This window comes from Mannheimia haemolytica (assembly GCF_004342115.1).
Classification (GTDB): Bacteria; Pseudomonadota; Gammaproteobacteria; order Enterobacterales; family Pasteurellaceae; genus Mannheimia; species Mannheimia haemolytica.
Genome location: NZ_SMAC01000015.1, coordinates 47230 through 69626, shown reverse-complemented (window position 1 = coordinate 69626; position 22397 = coordinate 47230). Strand labels below are relative to the sequence as shown.

Genomic DNA, 22397 nt, shown 5'->3' with positions numbered 1-22397 from the left:
ATCGCACTTCCAAATTTAAACCTAATTAAAATCAGGTTAAAAGAAAGTAATGAATTTCTAGTTAGCACCTATTAAGACTTCAAAATTAAAAAAATGTTTTTCAATCAAGTCAATCAACAAGTGCCCACACAGATTGTCTGATAAATTGTTAAAGAACAAAAAATAAATTGGTCGGCGAGATAGGATTTGAACCTACGACCCACTGGTCCCAAACCAGTTGCGCTACCAAGCTGCGCTACTCGCCGTCTGATACTCACAAGAGTATTGAATGGGGTGGCTAATGGGATTCGAACCCACGACAACTGGAATCACAATCCAGGGCTCTACCAACTGAGCTATAGCCACCATTGTGTTGATAGTGCCGCATTGACATCTGGCGCGCTCGACAAGATTCGAACTTGCGACCTTTGGCTCCGGAGGCCAACGCTCTATCCAACTGAGCTACGAACGCTTCGATTTACATCAATTCAACTTAATGCGTCGCAACGGAGGCGTATATTATAGATTTCACTTTCCCTTGTCTAGCACTTTTTAAAAAAAATGTAAAAAAATGTATTGTTTGGTTTTATTTTATTCAAAACGTTTAATAAATATCAAAAAATGCGTTTTTTAGAGCTGATTTGTCAGATAGTAATAGGCATATTTTAGTAAATTTAATTGTCTTTGCCAGCGGGTTGGCTGTTTCAATAGTCGATAAAGCCATTCCAGCCCCAAATTTTGCCAAATTTTAGGTGCTCGTTTCACTTTACCGGCAAACACATCGTAAGTCCCGCCAACACCCATATATAAGGCTTGTGGATATTGTTGTTGTAACTGTTGGATAAAAAGTTCCTGTTTTGGAGTTCCCATTGCCACACTAATAAACTTCGCGCCACTTGCTTTAATTTGCTCTATAACGTCCTGTTCTTGCTCCGCCTTAAAATAGCCATTCTGCCTACCGACAATATTCACCTTCCATTGTGCCAATTTTGCTTCCACCTTCGTTAGGGTATCCGCCGAGCTGCCGACCAAAAACACCGGCACATTTAACGCTCCGGCTCTTTGCATTAAGGTTTCCCATAAATCGGCTCCGGCAATTCGCTCTATTTTATAGTTTGGATATTTTTTTCGAATCGATTGAACAACACTGATGCCGTCTGCATAGTTGAACTCGGCTTCATCTATCACTCGGCGTAACAACGGATTTTTTTCCGACAGAATCACTTTCTCAGCATTAATTGCCATTAATCTTCCGAACTGAATCCGCTTTTCATTCATCAGCCAATTTGCAAAAATTTCCCGATTTTTGACCGCTTGTAACGCAATGCCCCGAATGATCACTTTATCGAACATTATTATTTTTCCCCATTGAAAGGATTTTCGCCAGCAAATAGCAAGCCATAAATATCAGCGTGAAAAAGCAAAAACGGGAAACAAATGCATCGATTCCCTCTCGCACTAATACGATCAAATTGAATAAATTGCCGAAGCAGTAGGCTTGCAACAAGGCGGAATTGCACGCTTTGGCGTAAGCGAATAGGTTATCTAAGGCTTTAATCATGGCAGCTACTATCCCCATTCCCAACGCCATAACGCTAAATCCGCCCATAATATAGAAAGAGCCGAGTAAGGTAGGCGAAATAGCTAACCCTGATTGGTTGCCTAAAATCACTTTGGTAAAATAATTCGCCGTATTCCAGACGATCTCAGGGCGTTCTTGCCATAAAGATTGTGGGATATATACATAGAAATCCCGCACAATCGGCATTAAACCTTGATATTCCACCTCATTAGAAAATACACGAGCCAAATTTTCCCAAGGCGAAAAAGTATCTCGGCTTAAATATAAGAAGGTGTAAATCATCTCGCTACCGGAAAGGGTAAGTTTGTAACGGGCTAGAGCGAGGAAGAACATCGCCACCACGCCGATTAGGCTTACGGCAATCACCTTTGATAACGACAGATAGCCTTGCTGCAATCCAATCAATAAGAAAAAGCCAACCGCTAGTGCTAAATTTGCCCGTGTGCCGCCCACTGCCACATAGCTTAATATGCCGAATGCCCCACCAACAATCAGTAACGCCCACCACGCTGTTTTATTCTTATATAGGAAGCAAAAAATTAACAACGCCGGCAATAAAAAGTAGAAAAATCGTTTTAATGCCGAAAGTATGACCCTATCTTTGGCAAACAGTTGGCTATATTTTTCGAGTTTGAAAAGCAGAAAACCGTTTAAATAAAGGAAATATAGCAGGGCAACAACTGCCACAGCGGCAAGGATACAAGCGGTCGTTTTTGCCTGAAAATTTGCAACAAGAGCAGTTGGTTGCGACACAGCACTCCACAAGCGTGAATAGACAACGTAATAAATCAAATAGCCAACACCTGCTGCCGTAAAAACTTGCCATTGTGTTTTTAGCTCCGGCAGCGGGTAATCAAAGCCAAATGCCATTATTAACGAAAACGGAAAACCGGCGTAAAAAGTAACAAAATAGAGCAAACTAAACAGTAAATGGAAAGAAATCCCCGATTTCTGATAAAGTTGATAAAGTAAGCTGAAAAATAGCCCGACAGAAACAAGATAAAATCCGCCAAGTGGTATTAAATTATTCATTTTGCATTAATTCGATTAATCGCTGTTGCCATAGTTTAGTGTAGCCCGGAGCAAAAAACGCAATGCGGTTTTTATCTATGCTCTTTAGTTGTTGTTTGGTTGTTTGAATCTGTGAAGCAGTCAGATTTTCCGCCAACAAATAAGGCACTTTTTCTGCCTGTAGATCCAACCCAAACGGATTGGCTGAATGTAACACACAAGGTACATTATGGCTAATCAAAAGGCTTATCGTGCCAATGCCTTGCTGGCGTTTAAAATTGAAATAGCCGAGATCACAATGGCTCAATAACGTAACATACTCTTCAAAGCTCAGCTTCTTCCGCAAAATTTGCAAATTTTCCGCCAAAAATAACCGCTTGCTATAGGCTTCCACCTGCCGAATATAGCTTTCATTATTTTCCGGGTAGCCCATTGGTATGATAATCCGCACATTGTTCCCTAGTCGTTGATGAATCTCGCTTAAGGCTTGAATAAGCTCATTCGCTGGATCGCCTGAATTGCCGAGCAATATCGTCAAGCGATCATTTTGTGTGGGGCTAATTTTTATTTGATCACCTAATTTCGTGGGGAAATAGATTAAATGATCCTGTTCTGATCTTGCACGCATATTTCGCCACAAATGATCCAGATCGCCTCTTGTTGCCCAAACCTGTAAGATTTTTTGTTGGGCAACACGCCGAAACGGGTAAAACAGCTTAAATTTCCACGAAGTTGCCATTTCATATAAATCCGCCCCCCAAATATGCCAAATCAGGTTGGTGGTCGGCAATCTGCCTAAGGCTATCGCCAGCCAAATCCAAGGGTTAAACTGCCCGTGTAACAGAAAACAAGCGGTCGGATTTTGCCGTTTTTTTGCAATTAAGGCGTTCGCAATCGCTTTTTGTGAAGAGAACTGCTTAATCCGCAAATGAGTAAAAGCAGTTTGCAGTGAAGGCTTGCCTACCACATAAAAAAAATGTTCGGAGTCTGGCAATAACGGCAAAAGCTCTTGCTGAAAAAAGGTTAAAACCTGTTGGTTATGATGCTCAATCTCGGAGCCTAGAATATGATAAATCGGCAACATTACACGCTTTTCTCTCCCCACCATACAAACAATATGCAAGCGGTAAGATTTTAGCAAAAATTTGCAACATTACTGCAACTTCTTTTAGCTTTGAAACACTAAAAAACATCACACACTTGGTTAAAAAATGCTATGATAACCGAGCTTTTTTATTATTCATTTATCCCAACGAGGACTTATTTTACTATGTCAAACGCAATCGCTAATGTATCTAAACTGATTCAAGACAATGATATTAAATTTGTCTTATTAAAATTTACTGATATTAAAGGTAAAGAACACGGGGTTTCGCTCCCTGTCAGCTTAGTTGCCAACGATTTGGAAGACTTATTCGAGGAAGGCAAAATGTTCGACGGTTCGTCCGTAGAAGGTTGGAAGGCAATTAACAAAGCAGATATGTTGTTAATGCCGATTGCTGAAACCGCTGTAGTTGACCCTTTCGCCCGTATTCCTACCCTTTCTATTCGTTGTTCCATTTACGACCCAAACACAATGCAGTCTTATGACCGTGACCCTCGCTCTATTGCAACCCGTGCCGAAAACTACTTGAAATCCACCGGTATCGCCGATAGCGTAATGTTTGGACCTGAGCCTGAATTTTTCTTATTCGATGATGTGCGTTTTAGCACCGAAATGAACAATGTGTCATACCGAATTGACGATGTAGAAGCGGCTTGGAATACCAACCGTAAATTTGAAGAAGGCAACAAAGCCTATCGTCCGTTGAAAAAAGGCGGCTACTGTGCGGTTGCACCGATTGATACCGCCCACGATATTCGCTCTGAAATGTGTTTATTGATGGAAGAGATGGGTTTAGTGATTGAAGCTCACCACCACGAAGTTGCGACAGCCGGACAAAATGAGATCGCAACCCGATTCAACAGCCTGACCTTAAAAGCCGATGAAACCCAAATCTATAAATACATCGTGCAAAATGTTGCCGTAGAACACGGAAAAACCGCTTGCTTTATGCCAAAACCGTTCGCCGGCGACAACGGCTCGGGAATGCACTGTAATATGTCATTAAGCAAAGACGGCAAAAATGTGTTTATGGGCGATAAATACGCCGGCTTATCTGAAACTGCCCTCTACTATATTGGCGGTATCATTAAACACGCAAAAGCATTAAATGCCTTTACTAACCCAACCACGAACTCTTATAAACGTTTAGTGCCGGGTTTTGAAGCACCGGTGTTATTGGCATATTCTGCAAGTAACCGCTCTGCCTCTATCCGTATTCCGGCTGTGACCAGTCCGAAAGCGACCCGTGTAGAAGCACGCTTCCCGGATCCAATGGCAAACCCATACCTTTGCTTTGCCGCCCTGTTAATGGCTGGCTTAGACGGTGTGATCAACAAAATCCACCCGGGCGATGCAATGGATAAAAACTTATACGATTTGCCGCCGGAAGAGTTAAAAGATATTCCAACGGTTGCCTCGTCTTTAGAATCCGCTCTTGACGCATTAAGCAATGATTTTGAATTCTTAACACAAGGTGGCGTGTTCACGAAAGACTTTATTGATGCTTATATCGGTATTCGTCGCAAAGAGGTGGAACGTGTAAATATGACTCCGCACCCGGTAGAATTTGAACTTTACTATTCATAGTAACAACATATAGCAAAAAAACGGCTGAAACACTCAGCCGTTTTTTATTGATTGAAGAAAGCAAGCACTGCTTGAATAACACGCTCTTGCTCCTGCTTACTCAAATTATAAAACAGTGGCAATCTTACCAACCGTTCGCTTTCTAAGGTAGTAAAGCGATCATCACCTGCTAATCGACCTAATTTCTGCCCTGCCGGACTGCTGTGCAACGGCACATAATGAAACACGGTTAAGATATTCTGTGCCTTCATAAAATCAATAAAAGCAGTTCTCTGCTTCAAGTCACTTAGCTTTAAGTAGAACAAATGCCCGTTATGGCGACAATATTCGCCAATGCGAGGAAGCTCGCACTTAGCTGTTTGGGCAAGTGGCAAAAAGGCTTGATAGTAATTGTGCCAAAGGGTTAAACGCTGTTGGTTGATTTTATCTGCCTCTATAAGCTGAGCATACAAATAAGCCGCTTGAATTTCCGACATTAAAAAACTTGAACCAATATCCTGCCAGCGATATTTATCTACCTCACCACGAAAAAATTGGCTACGGTTAGTGCCTTTCTCTCTGATGATTTCCGCTTTTTCCAGCAAATTCGCCTCATTAATCACGATCGCCCCACCTTCACCGCCAGCGGTATAGTTTTTGGTTTCGTGAAAACTATAGCAACCAATATGCCCGATGGAACCTAACGCCCTACCTTTATAAAACGAATTGACTGCCTGTGCCGCATCTTCTACCACATAAAGCCCGTATTTTTCGGCTGTTGCCATTATTGAATCCATATCACAAGCAATGCCGGCATAATGCACCGGCACAATCACTTTGGTTTTTGGGGTAATGGCTTGCTCAATTTTGCGTTCATCAATATTCATTGTATCCGGACGAATATCCACAAACACAATCTTTGCCCCACGCAACGCAAACGCATTTGCAGTAGAGACAAAAGTATAGCTCGGCATAATCACTTCATCGTCCGGCTGAATATCCAGCAGTATTGCCGCCATCTCTAACGCAGCCGTGCAAGAAGGGGTAAGCAACACTTTGCTACGGGCCAGGTTTTCAAGCCACTGCTCACATAAGCGGGTGAATTTACCACCGCCCGAAAGCTGCCCTGTTGCCATCGCCTGTTCTATATAGGCTTGCTCCGCCCCCACAACCGGGGGTTGATTAAACGGAATAAAATCAGGATTGTTCATCATCGTATTTTTCCAAAGCAGGGTAAAACCAATAATACACCGCCTTAATGCTTGCACCAAACGCTTGATAAAAACGAATCGCTTTCTGGTTACTCAGCTGAGTGGTAATCATCAGTTTTTTCGCATTTTGCTGTTTCGCCCACGCTATCGCAGCATTTAACAATTCCGAGCCAATACCTTGTTGTCGGCAATCAGGCTTTACCGCCAATAATCCGATTTTCGCTTGCTGTTGGGCAAGTAAGCGAACCGTTACCGCCCCTTGAATTTGCCCGTCAGCATTGCATTGAACCAAGCCAATATCATCAAACTTGCCTTTTACCGCATTTTCAATCCAAGTCCGGTAAAAGCGTTGATTCTCTTCCCTTGAAAAATAGGGCGAACGAAACCGGCTATCGGGAAATGCCGAACCAAACAATAAGTTCAAGTCGGGCAAATCTGCCATATCCGCCGGGCGACAAGCGGTCATATTTTCAGAAAATGTTGCAAGTGCCAGCTCAAATTCCAATTCTCCCTCCACAAGTACAAAACCTTGTTTTTGCAACCTAGCGATTTGCCTAAAATCATCAGCCGCTACTTTTACTTGCACAATTTCTCTACCGAAAAAATCGGACAGCCATTGATCCGGCTTCATCTTACCCACACTCCTCGACAATCAATAATATGCCGTTGCCTGATCTGTTCCCTTGAAATTTGCTTAAATGAAGTGTGATCCACTAACAAGACTAAAATGTCTGCCTGCGAAAGTGCGGTGTTGAGATCGACTAAGGTGATTTTTTCGCCAGCCAGCTGTTGAATATTTGGCTCAACCGCCAACAGGCTACCCTGATGCCAAGCGGCAAGTTGCCGGGTAATCGCTAATGCCGGGCTTTCCCGCAAATCATCAATATTCGGCTTGAAAGCTAGCCCTAAACAAGCGATGGTTAGCTCACTTGGCTTACAATCTTGCTCCATCGCACAGTCTGCGACCGATGTTTTCACTTGCTCGATTACCCATTGCGGTTTGCTGTCATTCACTTCTCGTGCCGTGCGAATAAGGCGAGCCTGTTGGGGCGATGTGGAAACGATAAACCACGGGTCAACCGCCAAACAATGTCCGCCCACCCCTGCTCCGGGCTGGAGAATATTTACTCTCGGGTGAAGATTTGCCAATTCAATTAGCTCCCACACATTGATCTTCAACGCATCACAAATCATTGAAATTTCATTGGCAAAGGCAATGTTCACATCACGAAAGCTGTTTTCCACCAACTTGCACATCTCCGCTGTGCGAGCTGTGGTGGTGACACAACGTCCTTTTGCAAAAATTTGGTATAAATCGACCGCTTGTTGACTGCATTGTTCGCTTAATCCGCCGATAATGCGGTCATTTTCAACCAATTCCGTCATTATATTACCCGGCAAAACACGTTCAGGGCAGTAGGCAATAGACACATCGGCTGGAAAGGCTAAATCAGGGCGAGCTTGGCTTAGCCATTCGGCTAAATTTTCTGTTGTACCGACAGGCGAAGTGGACTCCAGCACCACCAAATTCCCTTTACGCAAACAAGGGGCAATCATAGCGGCGGCATTTTGAATATAAGTGAGATCGGGCTGCTTCCCGCAAAGTGGGGTTGGCACGGCGATGATAAAAGCATCGGCCGGTTGCGGTTTGGCAGTTGCAAAAAAATTACCTTTTTTGACCGCTTGTGTGAAGGCAGTTTGTAAATCCGGCTCGATAATATGAATGTTGCCTTGATTAAGGCTTGCCACCACTTGCGGATTAATATCCACCCCAATTACTTGCTTGCCGGCATTGGCAAAAACGACTGAGGTCGGCAAGCCGATATAGCCTAACCCCAGAATACAAATAGTGTTAAATTCAGTTTTACTCATCATCAGTTACAAAGAGAAATGGCACACTAAATTGTGTGCCATTTTAGATTAAAGTTCCGCAGGTTGAGCTTTCGCTTTCACCGCAAAACTGAGCATAAAGCCCAGCAGTAAGCCACTTAATGCCCCAATCATCAGCCAAAATAGGCGGATCAGGCGATTCTGATTTAAGTGGAACGCTAGGCGATTTAACCAAGCGATAAGCTGTAAGTTGGTTGTCTAACGGCTGAACAGAACGCATCATTTGCAGTTTAGCTGCCCAATCTTGTGAGCCTTGCTTACCGTTAATATTCAACTCCGAAGCAGCTTTAATTTGCTGGAACAAGACTTTCCATTTCGCAATTAAATCGGCGTTTAATTTATCTCGAGCTTGGGTGTTTACCAACGGAATAAAATCGGCTAATAATTTTTGAGCCTCTTCCGCATTTTCTGCAATTAAGCTGACATTATCTGCCGAAGTTGCCATATCTTTTTCAAAACGGAATTGTTCAACTAATTCAGCCGCCACCACCGCCGGTGATTTCTTTGCAACCTGAGCTTTTAATTTCACCGCTTCTGTTTGTAGCAAATAGGCTTGAAGCAAGTCGGCGGACGTGAGGTTGCGTTTAAATTCCGCATAAACCTGCTCACTTGCCTGTTGCTGTGCCGTTTGGCTATTCGCTTCTTGGCTATTACTATTCAAAAAATGGTAGGTGGAAAGTAACGAGTAATAATTACCTAAATCGGGAATAGTCGGTTGCTCAAATTGAGCGGTCACTTTCCATTTTTCAGGTTGAGTATAACTCAGCCCATAACCGGCACCTGCCCCGATAGCAGCAAATAAAATTAGCACTAAAAGTCGATAAAATAAGGTTTTCACAACATATCCTTTAAAGTTGTTTGCTACGTTTTGCACGGCGTTTTAGACGGCGAACAAAACGGGTTACACGCCAAGCGTGGGTAATGGAATAGGCGTATAGGAAAAACAGCCCGATAAACATTAGCATCATCACCCACTGATTCCAATAATACACCTCGCCTAATACCCCAATGGTGGAACAAAATCCCGCCCAGAGGGTAATCACCAATAATGCTTGGCGAGAGGTAAGCCCTGCTCGCATCATTAAATGGTGTAGGTGCAAGCGGTCTGGTTTGAACGGACTTTTACCTTTTTTCAAACGGCGGATAATCACCGCAACCATATCAATTAACGGCACGGCAATCAGCCACAAACCGGTAATCGGGCTAATTGGCGAGCCTTGCCCTTGGGTGCTTAACAGCAGAATCCAAATAATGGTAAAGCCGATCAGCATACTGCCTGAGTCGCCCATAAACACTTTCCATTTCGCCCCAAACAGGCTCAAATTGAACATTGCATACGGCAACAACACAAAGATAAGGGCAAAGCACCAATAGCCCAAACTTGGTTCGCCATTAATGAACATTAAAGTGCCAAGACCGGCAAAACTCACGCTGGAAAGCCCTGCTAATAAGCCATCAATCCCATCTACCATATTAAACGCATTAATAACGCCAATGGTGATAAACACGGTAAAGACAATGCCGAGCCAACCTAATTCTATACTAAAGGGGGCAATAATTTGCCCTAAACTGCTGAGCGACAAGCCACTGTAAATCATCGCCCCAGCTAGTGCTGCTTGAATCCCGGCACGCAGTAATGGGCTGATGTCAAATCGGTCATCTAACACGCCGATAATCAGCAAAATAGTTACCGCTGTCAGATACAGTTCCGGCAGCCGCATATCTTGCCACTGCATAAAATAGAAAGTGAGATTGCCGATAAATAATGCAATACCACCGATTAACGGAATCAACCCCTGATGGCGTTTACGGAAGTTGGGCTTATCTACCAAACCAACAAATTCCGCCACCGGACGCATCACAATCAGGGCTAAAAAAGAAACAATAAATACGGTTAAAAAAGTAAGCCACATACAGGGATTGCCTCAAAAAATGAGTCATAAAATAGGAATGCAGAATAGCATAAGGCAACAAAATCGTAAATTTTTTAGCGAAAACAAGGGCTTTTCAGTACAATAACAGGCAAATTTTTACATCAAAAGAAAGGAATTGATATGTCTATTTCAGAACAACTGTTTGAACAAGCCCAAAAAGTGATTCCGGGCGGTGTGAACTCCCCTGTGCGTGCATTTAAAGGCGTGGGCGGCACACCGGTTTTTATTGAAAAAGCCGAAGGTGCTTATATTACCGACAGCGACGGCAAACAATATATCGACTATGTCGGCTCTTGGGGGCCAATGGTACTCGGGCATAACCACCCGGCGATTATTGATGCGGTGCTAAAAGCCGTGCCAAAAGGCTTAAGTTTCGGTGCCCCAACGGCAGCAGAAATCACACTTGCCGAATTAGTGTGCAAATTAGTACCTTCTATTGAAATGGTGAGAATGGTGAGCAGCGGAACAGAGGCAACAATGTCTGCCATTCGTTTGGCTCGTGGCTATACCAACCGAGATAAAATCATCAAATTTGAAGGCTGCTACCACGGGCATTCCGATTCTCTGTTAGTAAAAGCCGGTTCAGGTGCTTTAACCCTCGGTCAGCCAAGCGGCCCGGGCGTACCCGCTGATTTCGCCAAGCATACGCTTACTTGCACCTATAATGATTTAGATTCAGTAAAAGCAGCATTTGAGCAATACCCAAATGAGATCGCTTGTTTAATTGTTGAGCCTGTTGCCGGCAATATGAACTGCATTCCGCCACAAGAAGGCTTTTTACAAGGCTTACGTGATCTTTGCACACAATATGGTGCGGTATTTATTATTGATGAAGTAATGACCGGCTTCCGTGTCGCACTCGGTGGGGCTCAATCTTACTATGGGGTAACACCGGATTTAACCACACTCGGCAAAATTATCGGCGGCGGAATGCCGGTGGGGGCATTTGGTGGTAAAAAAGAGATTATGGAATACATCGCTCCAACTGGCCCGGTTTACCAAGCCGGCACGCTCTCAGGCAACCCGATTGCAATGGCTGCAGGTTTGGCATGCTTAACTGAATTATCAAAAGCAGGAAATGAAACCATTTTAGCGGAAAAAACCAAAACCCTCGCTGAAGGCTTTAAAGCTCTTGCAGATAAGCACAATGTGCCATTAACGGTACAATATGTCGGCGGAATGTTCGGCTTATTCTTCACCGAACAAAAAGCAGTAAACAACTTCCAAGAAGTAATGAAATGTGATGCCGCCAAATTCAACCGTTTCTTCCACTTAATGCTGGAACAAGGCGTGTATTTAGCCCCATCGGCATTCGAGGCAGGGTTTATGTCTTTAGCTCACAGTGATGAAGATATTGCTCGTACGCTAGAGGCTGCGGATAAGGCATTTGCTCAGCTTTAGAAGAATGACAAGCGGTTGGGTTTACTCAATAATTTGCAAGTTTTTGAGGGAATTTGACCGCTTGTAGTGCAAATTTCTCTTACGATAGCAATTATGATGGTGTTCGTCTCTGACGAGTGCTTATACAAACTTTCATTATGCTTAAACAAGCACCCGTCTGGAGACGGGCGCTATCGAGGGAATAGGATTGATAAAGCAATATATGGGCTTCCAACACTTGCAGGCAAGGACAAGTCTTACACTTTCTAATATTACAAATATATTTCTTTCTTTAATCTATACCATAAAGGTTTAAGTTGGTTCTTTATAACTTTGGAATCCATAGATGAATAAGCTCTCTTTCCATAAGAGATAAAATTAGATTTTCCGAAATGAGAATACTTAGAAAATAGCTTTCTTTTATAAATGCCTTTGATAGCTACCCCTCGTCTTATTCTTATCCTATTATATTTACCCTGAGTTTGCTTAGCTAGACTAACCCCTCGTTTCATTTTATTTGAATATCGTGTAAATGCCGATGATCTAATACTAATAGAGTTATTATGCAATATAAAACCAAGATATTGTAACTTCTTTTCATTAATTATTTTTTTTGTTCTATTACAATATTGGAATTTAACAACCTCAGTTTTATCCTTATTTATCTCTAGTTTTAATTTACTTTTTATCTCCCCAGTGATGTAATCGAGAATAAATTCTTCGTATTCATTAGGAATGATACATAGAATGTCATCACAATAACGAAAATAACTCCCTTTGCACTCCATAATCTTTTCTTTAACTAACACATCAAACTCTAACATATAGATATTGGATAACAATGCACTTATTGGAGAACCTTGAGGAATCCCTTTCTGGCCTTTATTAATAAAAAAAGCTGGATTATCATTAAATAAGTCAGGTTTCTTTAATTTCCTATATTCTCGAAATTCCCGAGGGCTACAAATTCTATTCTTCCCATTTTTCCTAGGATTATGAAGGGAGATATTAAAGAATTCAAATACAGTATCTCTATCTACTTTTACGAATTTAGTAATAGCCTTAAATACAGAATGATGGTCTTCAGGTAAACTAGGTACACCCAAAACTTTACACCACATATCTTTCAGAATTTTATGGTCTATATGGTCAAAGAACTTAGATATATCTAGCCCTAAAACCGTGCAATTTTGAGCGCTTCGAATACTATCAAAAGCGATTCTGGCAAAATCAATATTGCTTTTATTTAGTTTTCTAAATGCTAATATAGAATCATCTAAAATATAGTACTTATTTTTCAAAAGATTTTCATACTTTTCATTTAATAAATATGCATAATAACTAAAAATATGGCTATCTTTATGAGATGAATAAGATATTCCTCTATTTTTTATTAAACGTACTAATTTACCTTCATTTTTATCCTTTTTTATTTTAGCCACAGATAGTGTATAAGATAAGAATGGGTAGAAACTATGTTTTGGATTAGCGACTAATTTAATTGCTTGTTGAAGAGTTATGGGTGAATCGAAATGTAAGTAATTACGAGGCTTATACCAAGATATATCCATAATAGAAAATTTAATGAAAGCAAAACTAAAGACTAAGGATTGCGGTTGTCCCTAACTATTTGAATAGTTAACAGTCTTTATATAGCCTAGGTACCTTAGGATACCCATCGAATAAACCGCTATCTGCTAAATATATATTATAATAATCAATCAACTATTATAACTCACAAGGAATCTAATATGACAATAATCATTATCAAATTCTTTATTAGTTTATGTTCAGTAGCTGAAACGCTTTATGAAATGTTATCAACTATTGACATACTGTTGATTACCTTATCCACAAATTGAATAAGCCCTTACATTCTATATATTTTTCCCTTATATTCAAGTAGAAAACCTCCTAGAAATTATATTCTAGGAGATTTTTTAATTTATCATACCCTACGAGCTATTACTCTTCCTCACCCGCATTTAACAACGCTGCTAAACTTTGGGTTGCATCGTCTGCAACAAATTCAAATTCAGCTTCGATGTCTGCATCGGTAACGAATGAATTGGCTTTAGCTGCCGGTGCTTCAAATTCAGGGACAACTGCAATTCCTGCTTCCAGTTGGGCACGTTTTTTAGCTCGTGCTTGGTGGTAAGCAAAACCGGTACCTGCCGGGATTAAGCGACCAACGATTACGTTCTCTTTTAAGCCACGCAATTCATCTTGTTTACCTGCCACTGCGGCTTCGGTAAGCACTCGAGTGGTTTCTTGGAACGAGGCTGCAGAAATAAAGCTTTCTGTTGCAAGAGATGCTTTGGTAATACCAAGCAATTCACGTTCAAATTCTACCAACGGTTTGCCTTCTTCAGCACGTTTGCGGTTGGCAATTTTCACACGAGCCACTTCCACTTGTTCGCCCTCTAAGAATTCAGAGTCGTAAGCGTTGGTGATCACAGCTTTACGCAACATTTGGCGAACAATCACTTCGATGTGCTTGTCGTTAATTTTTACCCCTTGTAAGCGGTAAACTTCTTGCACTTCGTTTACGATGTAGTCGGTAACGGCGTGAACGCCACGTAAGCGTAAGATGTCGTGCGGAGTTTCTGCACCGTCTGATATCACATCACCACGTTGTACCATCTCGCCTTCAAATACGTTGAGCTGACGCCATTTTGGAATCATCTCTTCAAACGCTTCGCCTTCCGCCGGAGTAATTACCAAGCGGCGTTTACCTTTGGTTTCTTTACCGAACGACACAATACCTGAAATTTCCGCCAAGATTGCCGGCTCTTTCGGTTTACGGGCTTCGAATAAGTCTGCTACGCGTGGAAGACCACCGGTAATATCTTTCGTCCCCACAGATTCTTGTGGAATACGGGCTAAGGCTTCACCGACTTCAATTTCTGCACCATCGTCTAAGGTTACGATTGCTTTACCCGGTAAGAAGTATTGTGCTGCAACGTCTGTACCCGGAATTAAGATGTCTTTGCCGTTGCTATCAACTAAGCGTAATGCCGGACGTAAATCTTTACCTGCGGTTGCACGTTCACCCACATCTTGCACCACGATAGATGATAAACCGGTTAATTCATCGGTTTGGCGAGTAACGGTTAAGCCATCTACGATGTCGCTAAATTGGATACGACCTGATACCTCTGAGATTACCGGCATTGTGTGCGGATCCCAGTTCGCAACCACTTCACCCACAGCCACTTCTGCACCGTCGTGTTTAGAAAGCACCGCACCATAAGGCACTTTATAGTTTTCTTTGGTACGACCGAAGGTGTCGATGACAGTTAATTCAGTATTACGAGAAGTTAATACGATTTTGCCTTCTTTGTTGGTTACAAATTTAGCGTTGGTTAATTTAATCGTACCTGCGTTTTTCACTTGGATGCTAGATTCTTTTGCTGCCGCAGAAGCCGCACCACCGATATGGAACGTACGCATCGTTAACTGTGTACCCGGCTCACCGATAGATTGTGCCGCAATAACACCGACCGCTTCACCTTGGTTGATTAAGTGACCACGAGCCAAGTCACGTCCGTAACATTTAGCACACACACCGAAGTCTGTATCACAAGTTACTACCGAACGTACTTTGATCACATCCACAGATTCACGATCCACCACATCACACCATTTTTCATCTAATAAGGTGTTGCGTGGAATTAATACTTCATCTGTACCCGGTTTTAACACATCTTCTGCCACCACACGACCTAATACACGATCACGCAGGGCTTCTTTCACATCACCACCTTCGATAAGTGGTGTCATCACGATACCTTCGTGCGTACCACAGTCATCTTCAATGATAACTAAATCTTGTGCCACATCAACTAAACGACGGGTTAAGTAACCGGAGTTCGCTGTTTTTAATGCCGTATCGGCAAGACCTTTACGTGCACCGTGGGTTGAAATAAAGTACTGTAATACGTTCAAACCTTCACGGAAGTTTGCAGTAATTGGGGTTTCGATAATCGAACCGTCCGGACGAGCCATCAAGCCACGCATACCCGCTAACTGACGAATCTGTGCAGCAGAACCACGAGCACCGGAGTCCGCCATCATAAAGATACTGTTAAATGAGGCTTGTTTTTCCGGATTACCTTCACGGTTGATTACTTCTTCCGTTGAAAGGTTTTCCATCATTGCTTTCGCAACACGTTCGTTTGCAGCAGCCCAAATATCGATCACTTTGTTATAACGCTCACCGGCTGTTACTAAACCGCCGTTGAATTGCTCTTGGATCTCAGCGACTTCCGCTTCAGCCGCTTCAATGATTGCGTATTTTTGCTCCGGAATTACCATATCGTCGATACCTACTGAGGCACCAGAACGAGCAGCATAAGCAAAGCCGGTGTACATAATTTGGTCAGCTAAAACCACAGATTCTTTTAAACCTAAACGGCGATAGCTCTCGTTAATTAATTTCGAGATCGCTTTTTTGCCTAAGGTTTGGTTGAACAAGCTAAACGGCATACCTTTTGGTGCAATCATCCATAAGATTGAACGACCAATGGTGGTATCTACTAACGAAGTTTTTGCTTCTAATTCGCCTGCTTCGTTTTTCTCATATTCAGTAACACGCACTTTAACACGAGAATGTAATTCAGCCTGACCGGTACGGTATGCTTTTTCCGCTTCACGAGGGTCAAGGAAGTACATTCCCTCACCTTTACCGTTTACTTTCTCACGGGTCATATAGTAAAGACCGAGTACAACGTCCTGAGACGGTACGATAATCGGATCACCACTTGCCGGTGAAAGTACGTTGTTGGTTGACATCATTAACGCACGAGCTTCTAACTGTGCTTCAAGGGTTAATGGAACGTGAACCGCCATTTGGTCACCGTCGAAGTCCGCATTGAACGCCGCACACACGAGTGGGTGTAACTGGATCGCTTTACCTTCAATCAATAACGGCTCAAACGCTTGGATACCTAAACGGTGAAGTGTTGGTGCACGGTTAAGTAGAATCGGGTGTTCACGAATCACTTCGGCAAGAATATCCCATACGATAGGATCTTCACGCTCTACCATTTTCTTCGCGGCTTTAATAGTTGAAGCAATGCCACGGTTTTCTAATTTTGAGTAGATAAACGGACGGAATAATTCCAACGCCATTTTCTTCGGTAAACCACATTGGTGTAAGCGTAAGTATGGGCCTACGGTAATTACCGAACGACCTGAGTAATCTACACGTTTACCTAATAAGTTTTGACGGAAACGACCTTGTTTACCTTTGATCATATCTGCCAAAGATTTTAACGGACGTTTGTTCGAACCGGTAATCGCACGACCACGGCGACCGTTGTCTAATAACGCATCAACCGACTCTTGTAACATACGTTTTTCGTTACGCACGATGATGTCCGGTGCAACTAAATCTAACAAGCGTTTTAAACGGTTGTTACGGTTAATTACACGGCGGTATAAATCGTTTAAGTCAGAAGTCGCAAAACGTCCACCATCAAGCGGTACTAACGGGCGTAAATCCGGTGGAAGTACCGGTAATACCGTCATTACCATCCATTCCGGTTTATTACCGGACTGTAAGAATGCTTCTAAGGTTTTTAAACGCTTAGTGATTTTTTTACGCTTGGTTTCTGAATTGGTTTCTTGTAACTCTTCACGCAAGGTTTCGCATTGGTGTTCTAAATCTAAATCACGAAGTAATGCTTGGATACCCTCTGCACCCATTTTCGCTTCAAATTCATCGCCCCAACGCTCTTCAGCGTCCATAAATTGTTCTTCGGTTAATAACTGATTTTTCTCTAAATCGGTCATTCCCGGCTCAGTAACTACATAAGATTCAAAATAAAGCACACGTTCAATATCACGCAACGGCATATCTAAGATTAAACCGATACGGGACGGCAGTGATTTTAAGAACCAGATGTGTGCGACTGGGCAAGCTAATTCAATGTGTCCCATACGCTCACGACGTACTTTGGTTTGGGTTACTTCAACACCACATTTTTCACAAATTACACCACGGTGTTTTAAACGTTTATATTTCCCACACAAGCACTCGTAATCTTTCACCGGTCCGAAAATACGTGCACAGAATAAACCGTCACGTTCCGGTTTGAAGGTACGATAGTTAATGGTTTCCGGTTTTTTCACTTCACCAAAAGACCAAGAACGGATCTTGTCCGGTGATGCTAAACCAATTTTAATCACATCAAAATCTTCGTTCGATTTTGTTTGTGCTTTTAAAAACTTCACTAAGTCTTTCACTTTTTTGCCCCTAGTTTGAGGTTGTTTTGTTTGGTGGAAAGAATATCCACTCTACGAATTTGGTTGCGATTTTAAACCCTCTCCCCTTGTGGGAGAGGGATAGATTTTGCCTCGTTCAGAAGCAAAATCAGGGAGAGGGTAAGCGGTCGATTTTTGCAAAAATTTAGCAAATTTACACCGCTTGCATCACCCTCTCTCTGCCAAAGGATTCTGAACAAATCCTTTGCCTGTCTCTCCCCCATCAAGGGGGAGAGTGAAACCATTACGCTTCGTCCAGCTCCATATCAATTGCTAATGCACGGATCTCTTTGGTAATTACGTTAAAGGATTCAGGGATACCCGGCTCCATATAATGTGTACCATCTACAATGTTTTTATACATCTTCGTACGACCGTTCACATCGTCCGATTTCACCGTAAGCATTTCTTGAAGAGTATAAGCCGCACCGTATGCTTCTAATGCCCAAACCTCCATCTCACCGAAACGCTGACCACCGAATTGAGCTTTACCACCCAATGGTTGTTGAGTAACAAGGCTATAAGAACCGGTTGAACGAGCGTGCATTTTATCATCAACCAAGTGGTTCAATTTGAGCATATACATATAACCAACGGTTACCGGACGCTCAAATTTCTCACCGGTACGACCATCATAAAGTGTGATCTGACCTGAAGTCGGTAAGCCGCCTAACTCTAATAAGCCTTTGATTTCGCTTTCGTGTGCACCATCGAATACCGGAGTAGCAAGCGGTAAGCCTTTGCGTAAGTTTTGCGCTAAACGCATCACTTCTTCATCAGAGAAAGTGCTTAAATCAACGACTTGTGAGCCGTGACCTAAATCGTAGGCTTTTTGCATATATTCACGTAATTTAGCCACTTCTTGTTGCTGTTTGATCATCTTATCAATCTGATCACCGATACCACGAGCCGCTAAGCCTAAGTGGGTTTCTAAGATCTGACCGATGTTCATACGAGACGGTACGCCCAGCGGGTTCAATACGATTTCAACCGGCTGACCGTTTTCATCGTATGGCATATCTTCCACAGGGTTGATTTTCGAGATAACCCCTTTGTTACCGTGACGACCCGCCATCTTATCACCCGGCTGGATTTGGCGTTTCACCGCAAGGTAAACTTTCACTACTTTTAACACACCCGGTGCTAAATCGTCGCCTTGGATAATTTTGTTGCGTTTGATCTCAAGTTTACGTTCAAATTCTTTGCGTAACTCTTCGTGCTGTTCCGCTAACTGTTCTAACTGATTTTGCTTCGCTTCGTCTTCAAGGGTTTGTTCTAACCATTTTTCACGAGCAACGCCATCTAATGCAGATTCTTTTACGCCACCTTCAATTAATAGGTTGCGAACACGAGTAAATAAACCGGCTTCTAAGATTTCCAACTCTTCCGCTAAGTCTTTCTTCGCTTCACACAGTTGCATCTCTTCGATTTCTTTCGCACGTTTATCTTTCTCTACGCCATCACGGGTAAATACTTGAACATCGATAACCGTACCTGAAGTACCGTTTGGAACACGCAATGATGAATCTTTCACATCAGAGGCTTTTTCACCGAAGATCGCACGCAATAGTTTTTCTTCCGGTGTTAATTGGGTTTCACCTTTAGGAGTTACTTTACCTACTAAGATGTCGCCACCTTTCACTTCTGCACCGATGTAAACGATACCTGATTCATCTAATTTGCTTAATGCAGATTCACCCACGTTTGGAATATCAGCGGTGATCTCTTCTGCACCTAATTTGGTATCACGCGCCACACAAGATAATTCTTGAATGTGGATAGTGGTAAAGCGATCTTCTTGTACCACACGCTCAGAAACTAACATTGAGTCTTCGAAGTTATAACCGTTCCAAGGCATAAATGCCACACGGATATTTTGACCTAATGCCAATTCACCTAAGTCTGTTGAAGGACCGTCCGCTAAGATTTCACCACGAGCAACCGGCTCACCCAAGTTCACACAAGGTACTTGGTTGATACAGGTGTTTTGGTTTGAACGGGTGTATTTGATTAAGTTATAAATATCGATACCCGCTTCGCCCGGAATGGTTTCATCTTCATTTACTTTCACTACAATGCGTGACGCATCAACATACTGCACCGTACCACCACGTTTTGCGACAATCGCTACACCTGAGTCAAGAGCAATTGGTTTTTCCATACCGGTACCGACTAATGGTTTGTCCGCACGCAAGGTTGGAACTGCCTGACGTTGCATGTTCGCACCCATTAACGCACGGTTCGCATCGTCGTGCTCAAGGAACGGAATTAACGCCGCAGCCACAGAAACCACTTGTTGGGTTGAGATGTCCATATATTGAACTTCTTCCGGTTTGAATAAGCCCGATTCGCCTTGCTGACGGCAAGTTACATAAGTATCGGTAAAACGGAAGTTCTCATCTAAGTTTGAGTTCGCCTGTGCAATGATATTGTTGCTTTCTTCAATCGCAGATAAATACTCGATCTCTTCGGTTACTTGACCATTCACCACTTTACGGAATGGAGTCTCTAAGAAACCGTAGTTATTAGTACGAGCATACACCGATAGTGAGTTGATCAAACCGATATTCGGGCCTTCAGGAGTTTCGATTGGACATAAACGACCATAGTGAGTCGGGTGTACGTCACGCACTTCAAAGCCGGCACGCTCACGGGTTAAACCACCCGGGCCTAATGCCGAGATACGGCGTTTATGTGTTACCTCTGAAAGCGGGTTGTTTTGGTCCATAAATTGCGAAAGTTGTGATGAACCAAAGAACTCTTTCACTGCTGCTGAAATCGGTTTAGCGTTGATTAAATCTTGTGGTGTTACACCATCTAAATCGCCTAAAGATAAACGCTCACGCACCGCACGTTCTACACGCACCAAACCAATGCGGAATTGGTTTTCTGCCATTTCACCAACGCTGCGGATACGACGGTTACCTAAGTGGTCGATATCATCCACTTCACCACGACCGTTACGGATTTCGATTAATTTTTTCATCACACCGATGATGTCATCGTTGCTTAAAATACCGCTGCCTACGCCTTCCGGAATTTCTAACGAGCGATTGAATTTCATACGACCTACTGCCGATAAATCATAACGCTCTGCCGAGAAGAACATATTATCGAATAATGCTTCTGCCGCTTCTTTCGTTGGTGGTTCGCCCGGACGCATCATACGATAGATTTCAACCAACGCACTTAAACGGTCGTAAGTTGGATCAACACGTAAGGTTTCAGAAATATATGGACCGTGGTCTAAATCGTTGGTAAATAATACTTCGATCTGGTTGTAACCGGCTTGTGATAAATTCGCCAACATCTCCATCGAGATTTCCATATTCGCCGGGCAAATCACTTCACCTGAAGATAAATCAACGTAATCTTGAGCCGCTACTTTGCCGACAATATATTCCACCGGCACTTCAATTTGGGTCACATTGTCTTTTTCTAACGCACGGATATGACGAGCGGTAATACGGCGACCCATTTCAACATATACTTTGCCGTTTGCTGCAATATCAAATGATGCAGTCTCGCCTCTTAAACGCTCAGGCACTAACGTCATCAATAATTTATTATCGGCAATTTCAAATTTAATTTTCTCGAAGAATAAATTTAAGATTTCTTCGGTGGTGTAGCCTAATGCACGTAGAATAATGGTTGCCGGCAATTTACGACGGCGGTCGATACGGGCAAATAAGTTATCTTTCGGATCAAACTCGAAATCTAACCAAGAACCACGGTAAGGGATAATGCGTGCGTTATAAAGCACTTTACCCGAAGAGTGGGTTTTACCTTTGTCAGAATCGAAGAACACACCTGGGCTACGGTGTAATTGAGAAACGATAACACGCTCGGTGCCGTTAATCACGAAAGTACCGTTATCGGTCATTAATGGGATTTCGCCCATATACACGTTTTGCTCTTTAATGTCTTTTACCGTACCGGCTGCGGCTTCACGATCGTAAGAGACTAAACGCAATTTCACGCGTAATGGTGCAGCGTAGGTTGTACCACGAATTTGGCACTCACGCACGTCAAACACCGGCTCGCCTAATTCGTAAGAAACGTATTGTAATTCTGTTGCACCATTGTTGCTCACAATCGGGAAAACAGAACGGAATGCCGCTTCTAAACCTTGCTGCCCTTCAGGATCTTTTTCGATAAATTTTTCAAAAGAATCAAGCTGAATTGTTAATAGATAAGGTACGTTCAGAACTTGTGGGCGTTTGCCAAAGCTCTTACGGATACGCTTTTTCTCGGAATATGAATATGCCATTTTTTAAGATAGCCTCTGAAATATATTTTGGTTGAGATTACACAATCCGACACGAAAGACTCGGTTGGAAGTGGCATTATAAAAACTGTACGAGATGTCATTTTCCAATCGCCAATCAAGCAGTCAGAAATCGCTACTGCAAGCGGTCAAATTGGGCAGGAAATTTGCAAATTTTGCTGATTAAAATGACAAAATCAGCCCT

At 42.6% G+C, this 22397-nt stretch carries 13 protein-coding genes and 3 tRNA genes; 2 read left to right on the top strand and 14 right to left on the bottom strand.

Annotated elements, in window-relative coordinates; all coding sequences use genetic code 11:
- Positions 1–168: 168 nt before the first annotated feature.
- The 6 genes from EDC41_RS07135 to EDC41_RS07110 form a co-directional block, all read right to left on the bottom strand.
- Positions 169–245: transfer RNA gene (locus tag EDC41_RS07135), tRNA-Pro, on the bottom strand.
- 24 nt (positions 246–269) lie between these two features.
- Positions 270–345 (bottom strand) — tRNA-His (locus tag EDC41_RS07130).
- A gap of 29 nt (positions 346–374) precedes the next feature.
- Positions 375–451: transfer RNA gene (locus tag EDC41_RS07125), tRNA-Arg, on the bottom strand.
- A gap of 158 nt (positions 452–609) precedes the next feature.
- Complete coding sequence (gene wecG, locus EDC41_RS07120) at positions 610–1332, bottom strand: lipopolysaccharide N-acetylmannosaminouronosyltransferase (RefSeq protein ID WP_020824280.1); 723 nt, start codon at positions 1330–1332, stop codon at positions 610–612.
- Positions 1322–2593: an ECA oligosaccharide polymerase gene (wzyE, locus tag EDC41_RS07115; RefSeq protein WP_020824281.1), complete on the bottom strand. Its 1272-nt coding sequence runs from the start codon at positions 2591–2593 to the stop codon at positions 1322–1324. The genes wecG and wzyE overlap by 11 nt, the downstream gene beginning before the upstream one ends.
- Positions 2586–3656 carry a TDP-N-acetylfucosamine:lipid II N-acetylfucosaminyltransferase family protein gene (locus EDC41_RS07110; protein ID WP_061888604.1) on the bottom strand — a complete coding sequence of 357 codons (1071 nt, stop codon included), beginning with the start codon at positions 3654–3656 and terminating at the stop codon, positions 2586–2588. Before EDC41_RS07110 ends, wzyE begins: the two co-directional genes overlap by 8 nt.
- A gap of 186 nt (positions 3657–3842) precedes the next feature.
- On the opposite strand from EDC41_RS07110, the gene glnA reads away from it, so the two are divergent.
- Complete coding sequence (gene glnA / locus EDC41_RS07105; RefSeq protein ID WP_006248468.1) at positions 3843–5264, top strand: type I glutamate--ammonia ligase; 1422 nt, start codon at positions 3843–3845, stop codon at positions 5262–5264.
- Positions 5265–5308: 44 nt separating this feature from the next.
- On the opposite strand, the gene rffA is transcribed toward glnA, so the two are convergent.
- The 5 genes from rffA to wecA are packed head-to-tail and all read right to left on the bottom strand — an operon-like array spanning position 5309 to position 10257.
- Positions 5309–6454, bottom strand: a complete 1146-nt coding sequence (rffA, locus tag EDC41_RS07100) for a dTDP-4-amino-4,6-dideoxygalactose transaminase (RefSeq protein ID WP_061888607.1) — start codon at positions 6452–6454, stop codon at positions 5309–5311.
- Positions 6441–7085, bottom strand: a complete 645-nt coding sequence (gene rffC, locus EDC41_RS07095; RefSeq protein ID WP_006248467.1) for a dTDP-4-amino-4,6-dideoxy-D-galactose acyltransferase — start codon at positions 7083–7085, stop codon at positions 6441–6443. The genes rffA and rffC overlap by 14 nt, the downstream gene beginning before the upstream one ends.
- Positions 7082–8329 carry a UDP-N-acetyl-D-mannosamine dehydrogenase gene (gene wecC, locus EDC41_RS07090; protein WP_015484024.1) on the bottom strand — a complete coding sequence of 416 codons (1248 nt, stop codon included), beginning with the start codon at positions 8327–8329 and terminating at the stop codon, positions 7082–7084. Before wecC ends, rffC begins: the two co-directional genes overlap by 4 nt.
- Before the next feature lie 40 nt (positions 8330–8369).
- Positions 8370–9182 carry an LPS chain length-determining protein gene (locus EDC41_RS07085; RefSeq protein ID WP_115262469.1) on the bottom strand — a complete coding sequence of 271 codons (813 nt, stop codon included), beginning with the start codon at positions 9180–9182 and terminating at the stop codon, positions 8370–8372.
- A gap of 10 nt (positions 9183–9192) precedes the next feature.
- Positions 9193–10257 carry a UDP-N-acetylglucosamine--undecaprenyl-phosphate N-acetylglucosaminephosphotransferase gene (wecA, locus tag EDC41_RS07080; RefSeq protein ID WP_006248464.1) on the bottom strand — a complete coding sequence of 355 codons (1065 nt, stop codon included), beginning with the start codon at positions 10255–10257 and terminating at the stop codon, positions 9193–9195.
- A 141-nt stretch (positions 10258–10398) separates the two neighbouring features.
- Between wecA and hemL the strand changes: the two genes are divergently transcribed.
- A complete protein-coding gene (gene hemL, locus EDC41_RS07075; RefSeq protein WP_006248463.1) occupies positions 10399–11679 on the top strand; it encodes a glutamate-1-semialdehyde 2,1-aminomutase in 1281 nt (426 codons plus the stop codon).
- Positions 11680–11930: 251 nt separating this feature from the next.
- Here hemL and drt2 read toward each other — a convergent pair whose 3' ends face one another.
- The 3 genes from drt2 to rpoB all read right to left on the bottom strand — a co-directional run bounded on the left by drt2 (position 11931) and on the right by rpoB (position 22195).
- Positions 11931–13229, bottom strand: coding sequence for an antiviral reverse transcriptase Drt2 (drt2, locus tag EDC41_RS07070; protein ID WP_061888605.1), 1299 nt, complete (start codon positions 13227–13229; stop codon positions 11931–11933).
- 394 nt (positions 13230–13623) lie between these two features.
- Positions 13624–17907, bottom strand: coding sequence for a DNA-directed RNA polymerase subunit beta' (gene rpoC / locus EDC41_RS07065; protein ID WP_006248461.1), 4284 nt, complete (start codon positions 17905–17907; stop codon positions 13624–13626).
- A gap of 262 nt (positions 17908–18169) precedes the next feature.
- Positions 18170–22195, bottom strand: coding sequence for a DNA-directed RNA polymerase subunit beta (gene rpoB, locus EDC41_RS07060; RefSeq protein ID WP_006251938.1), 4026 nt, complete (start codon positions 22193–22195; stop codon positions 18170–18172).
- Positions 22196–22397: the final 202 nt, after the last annotated feature.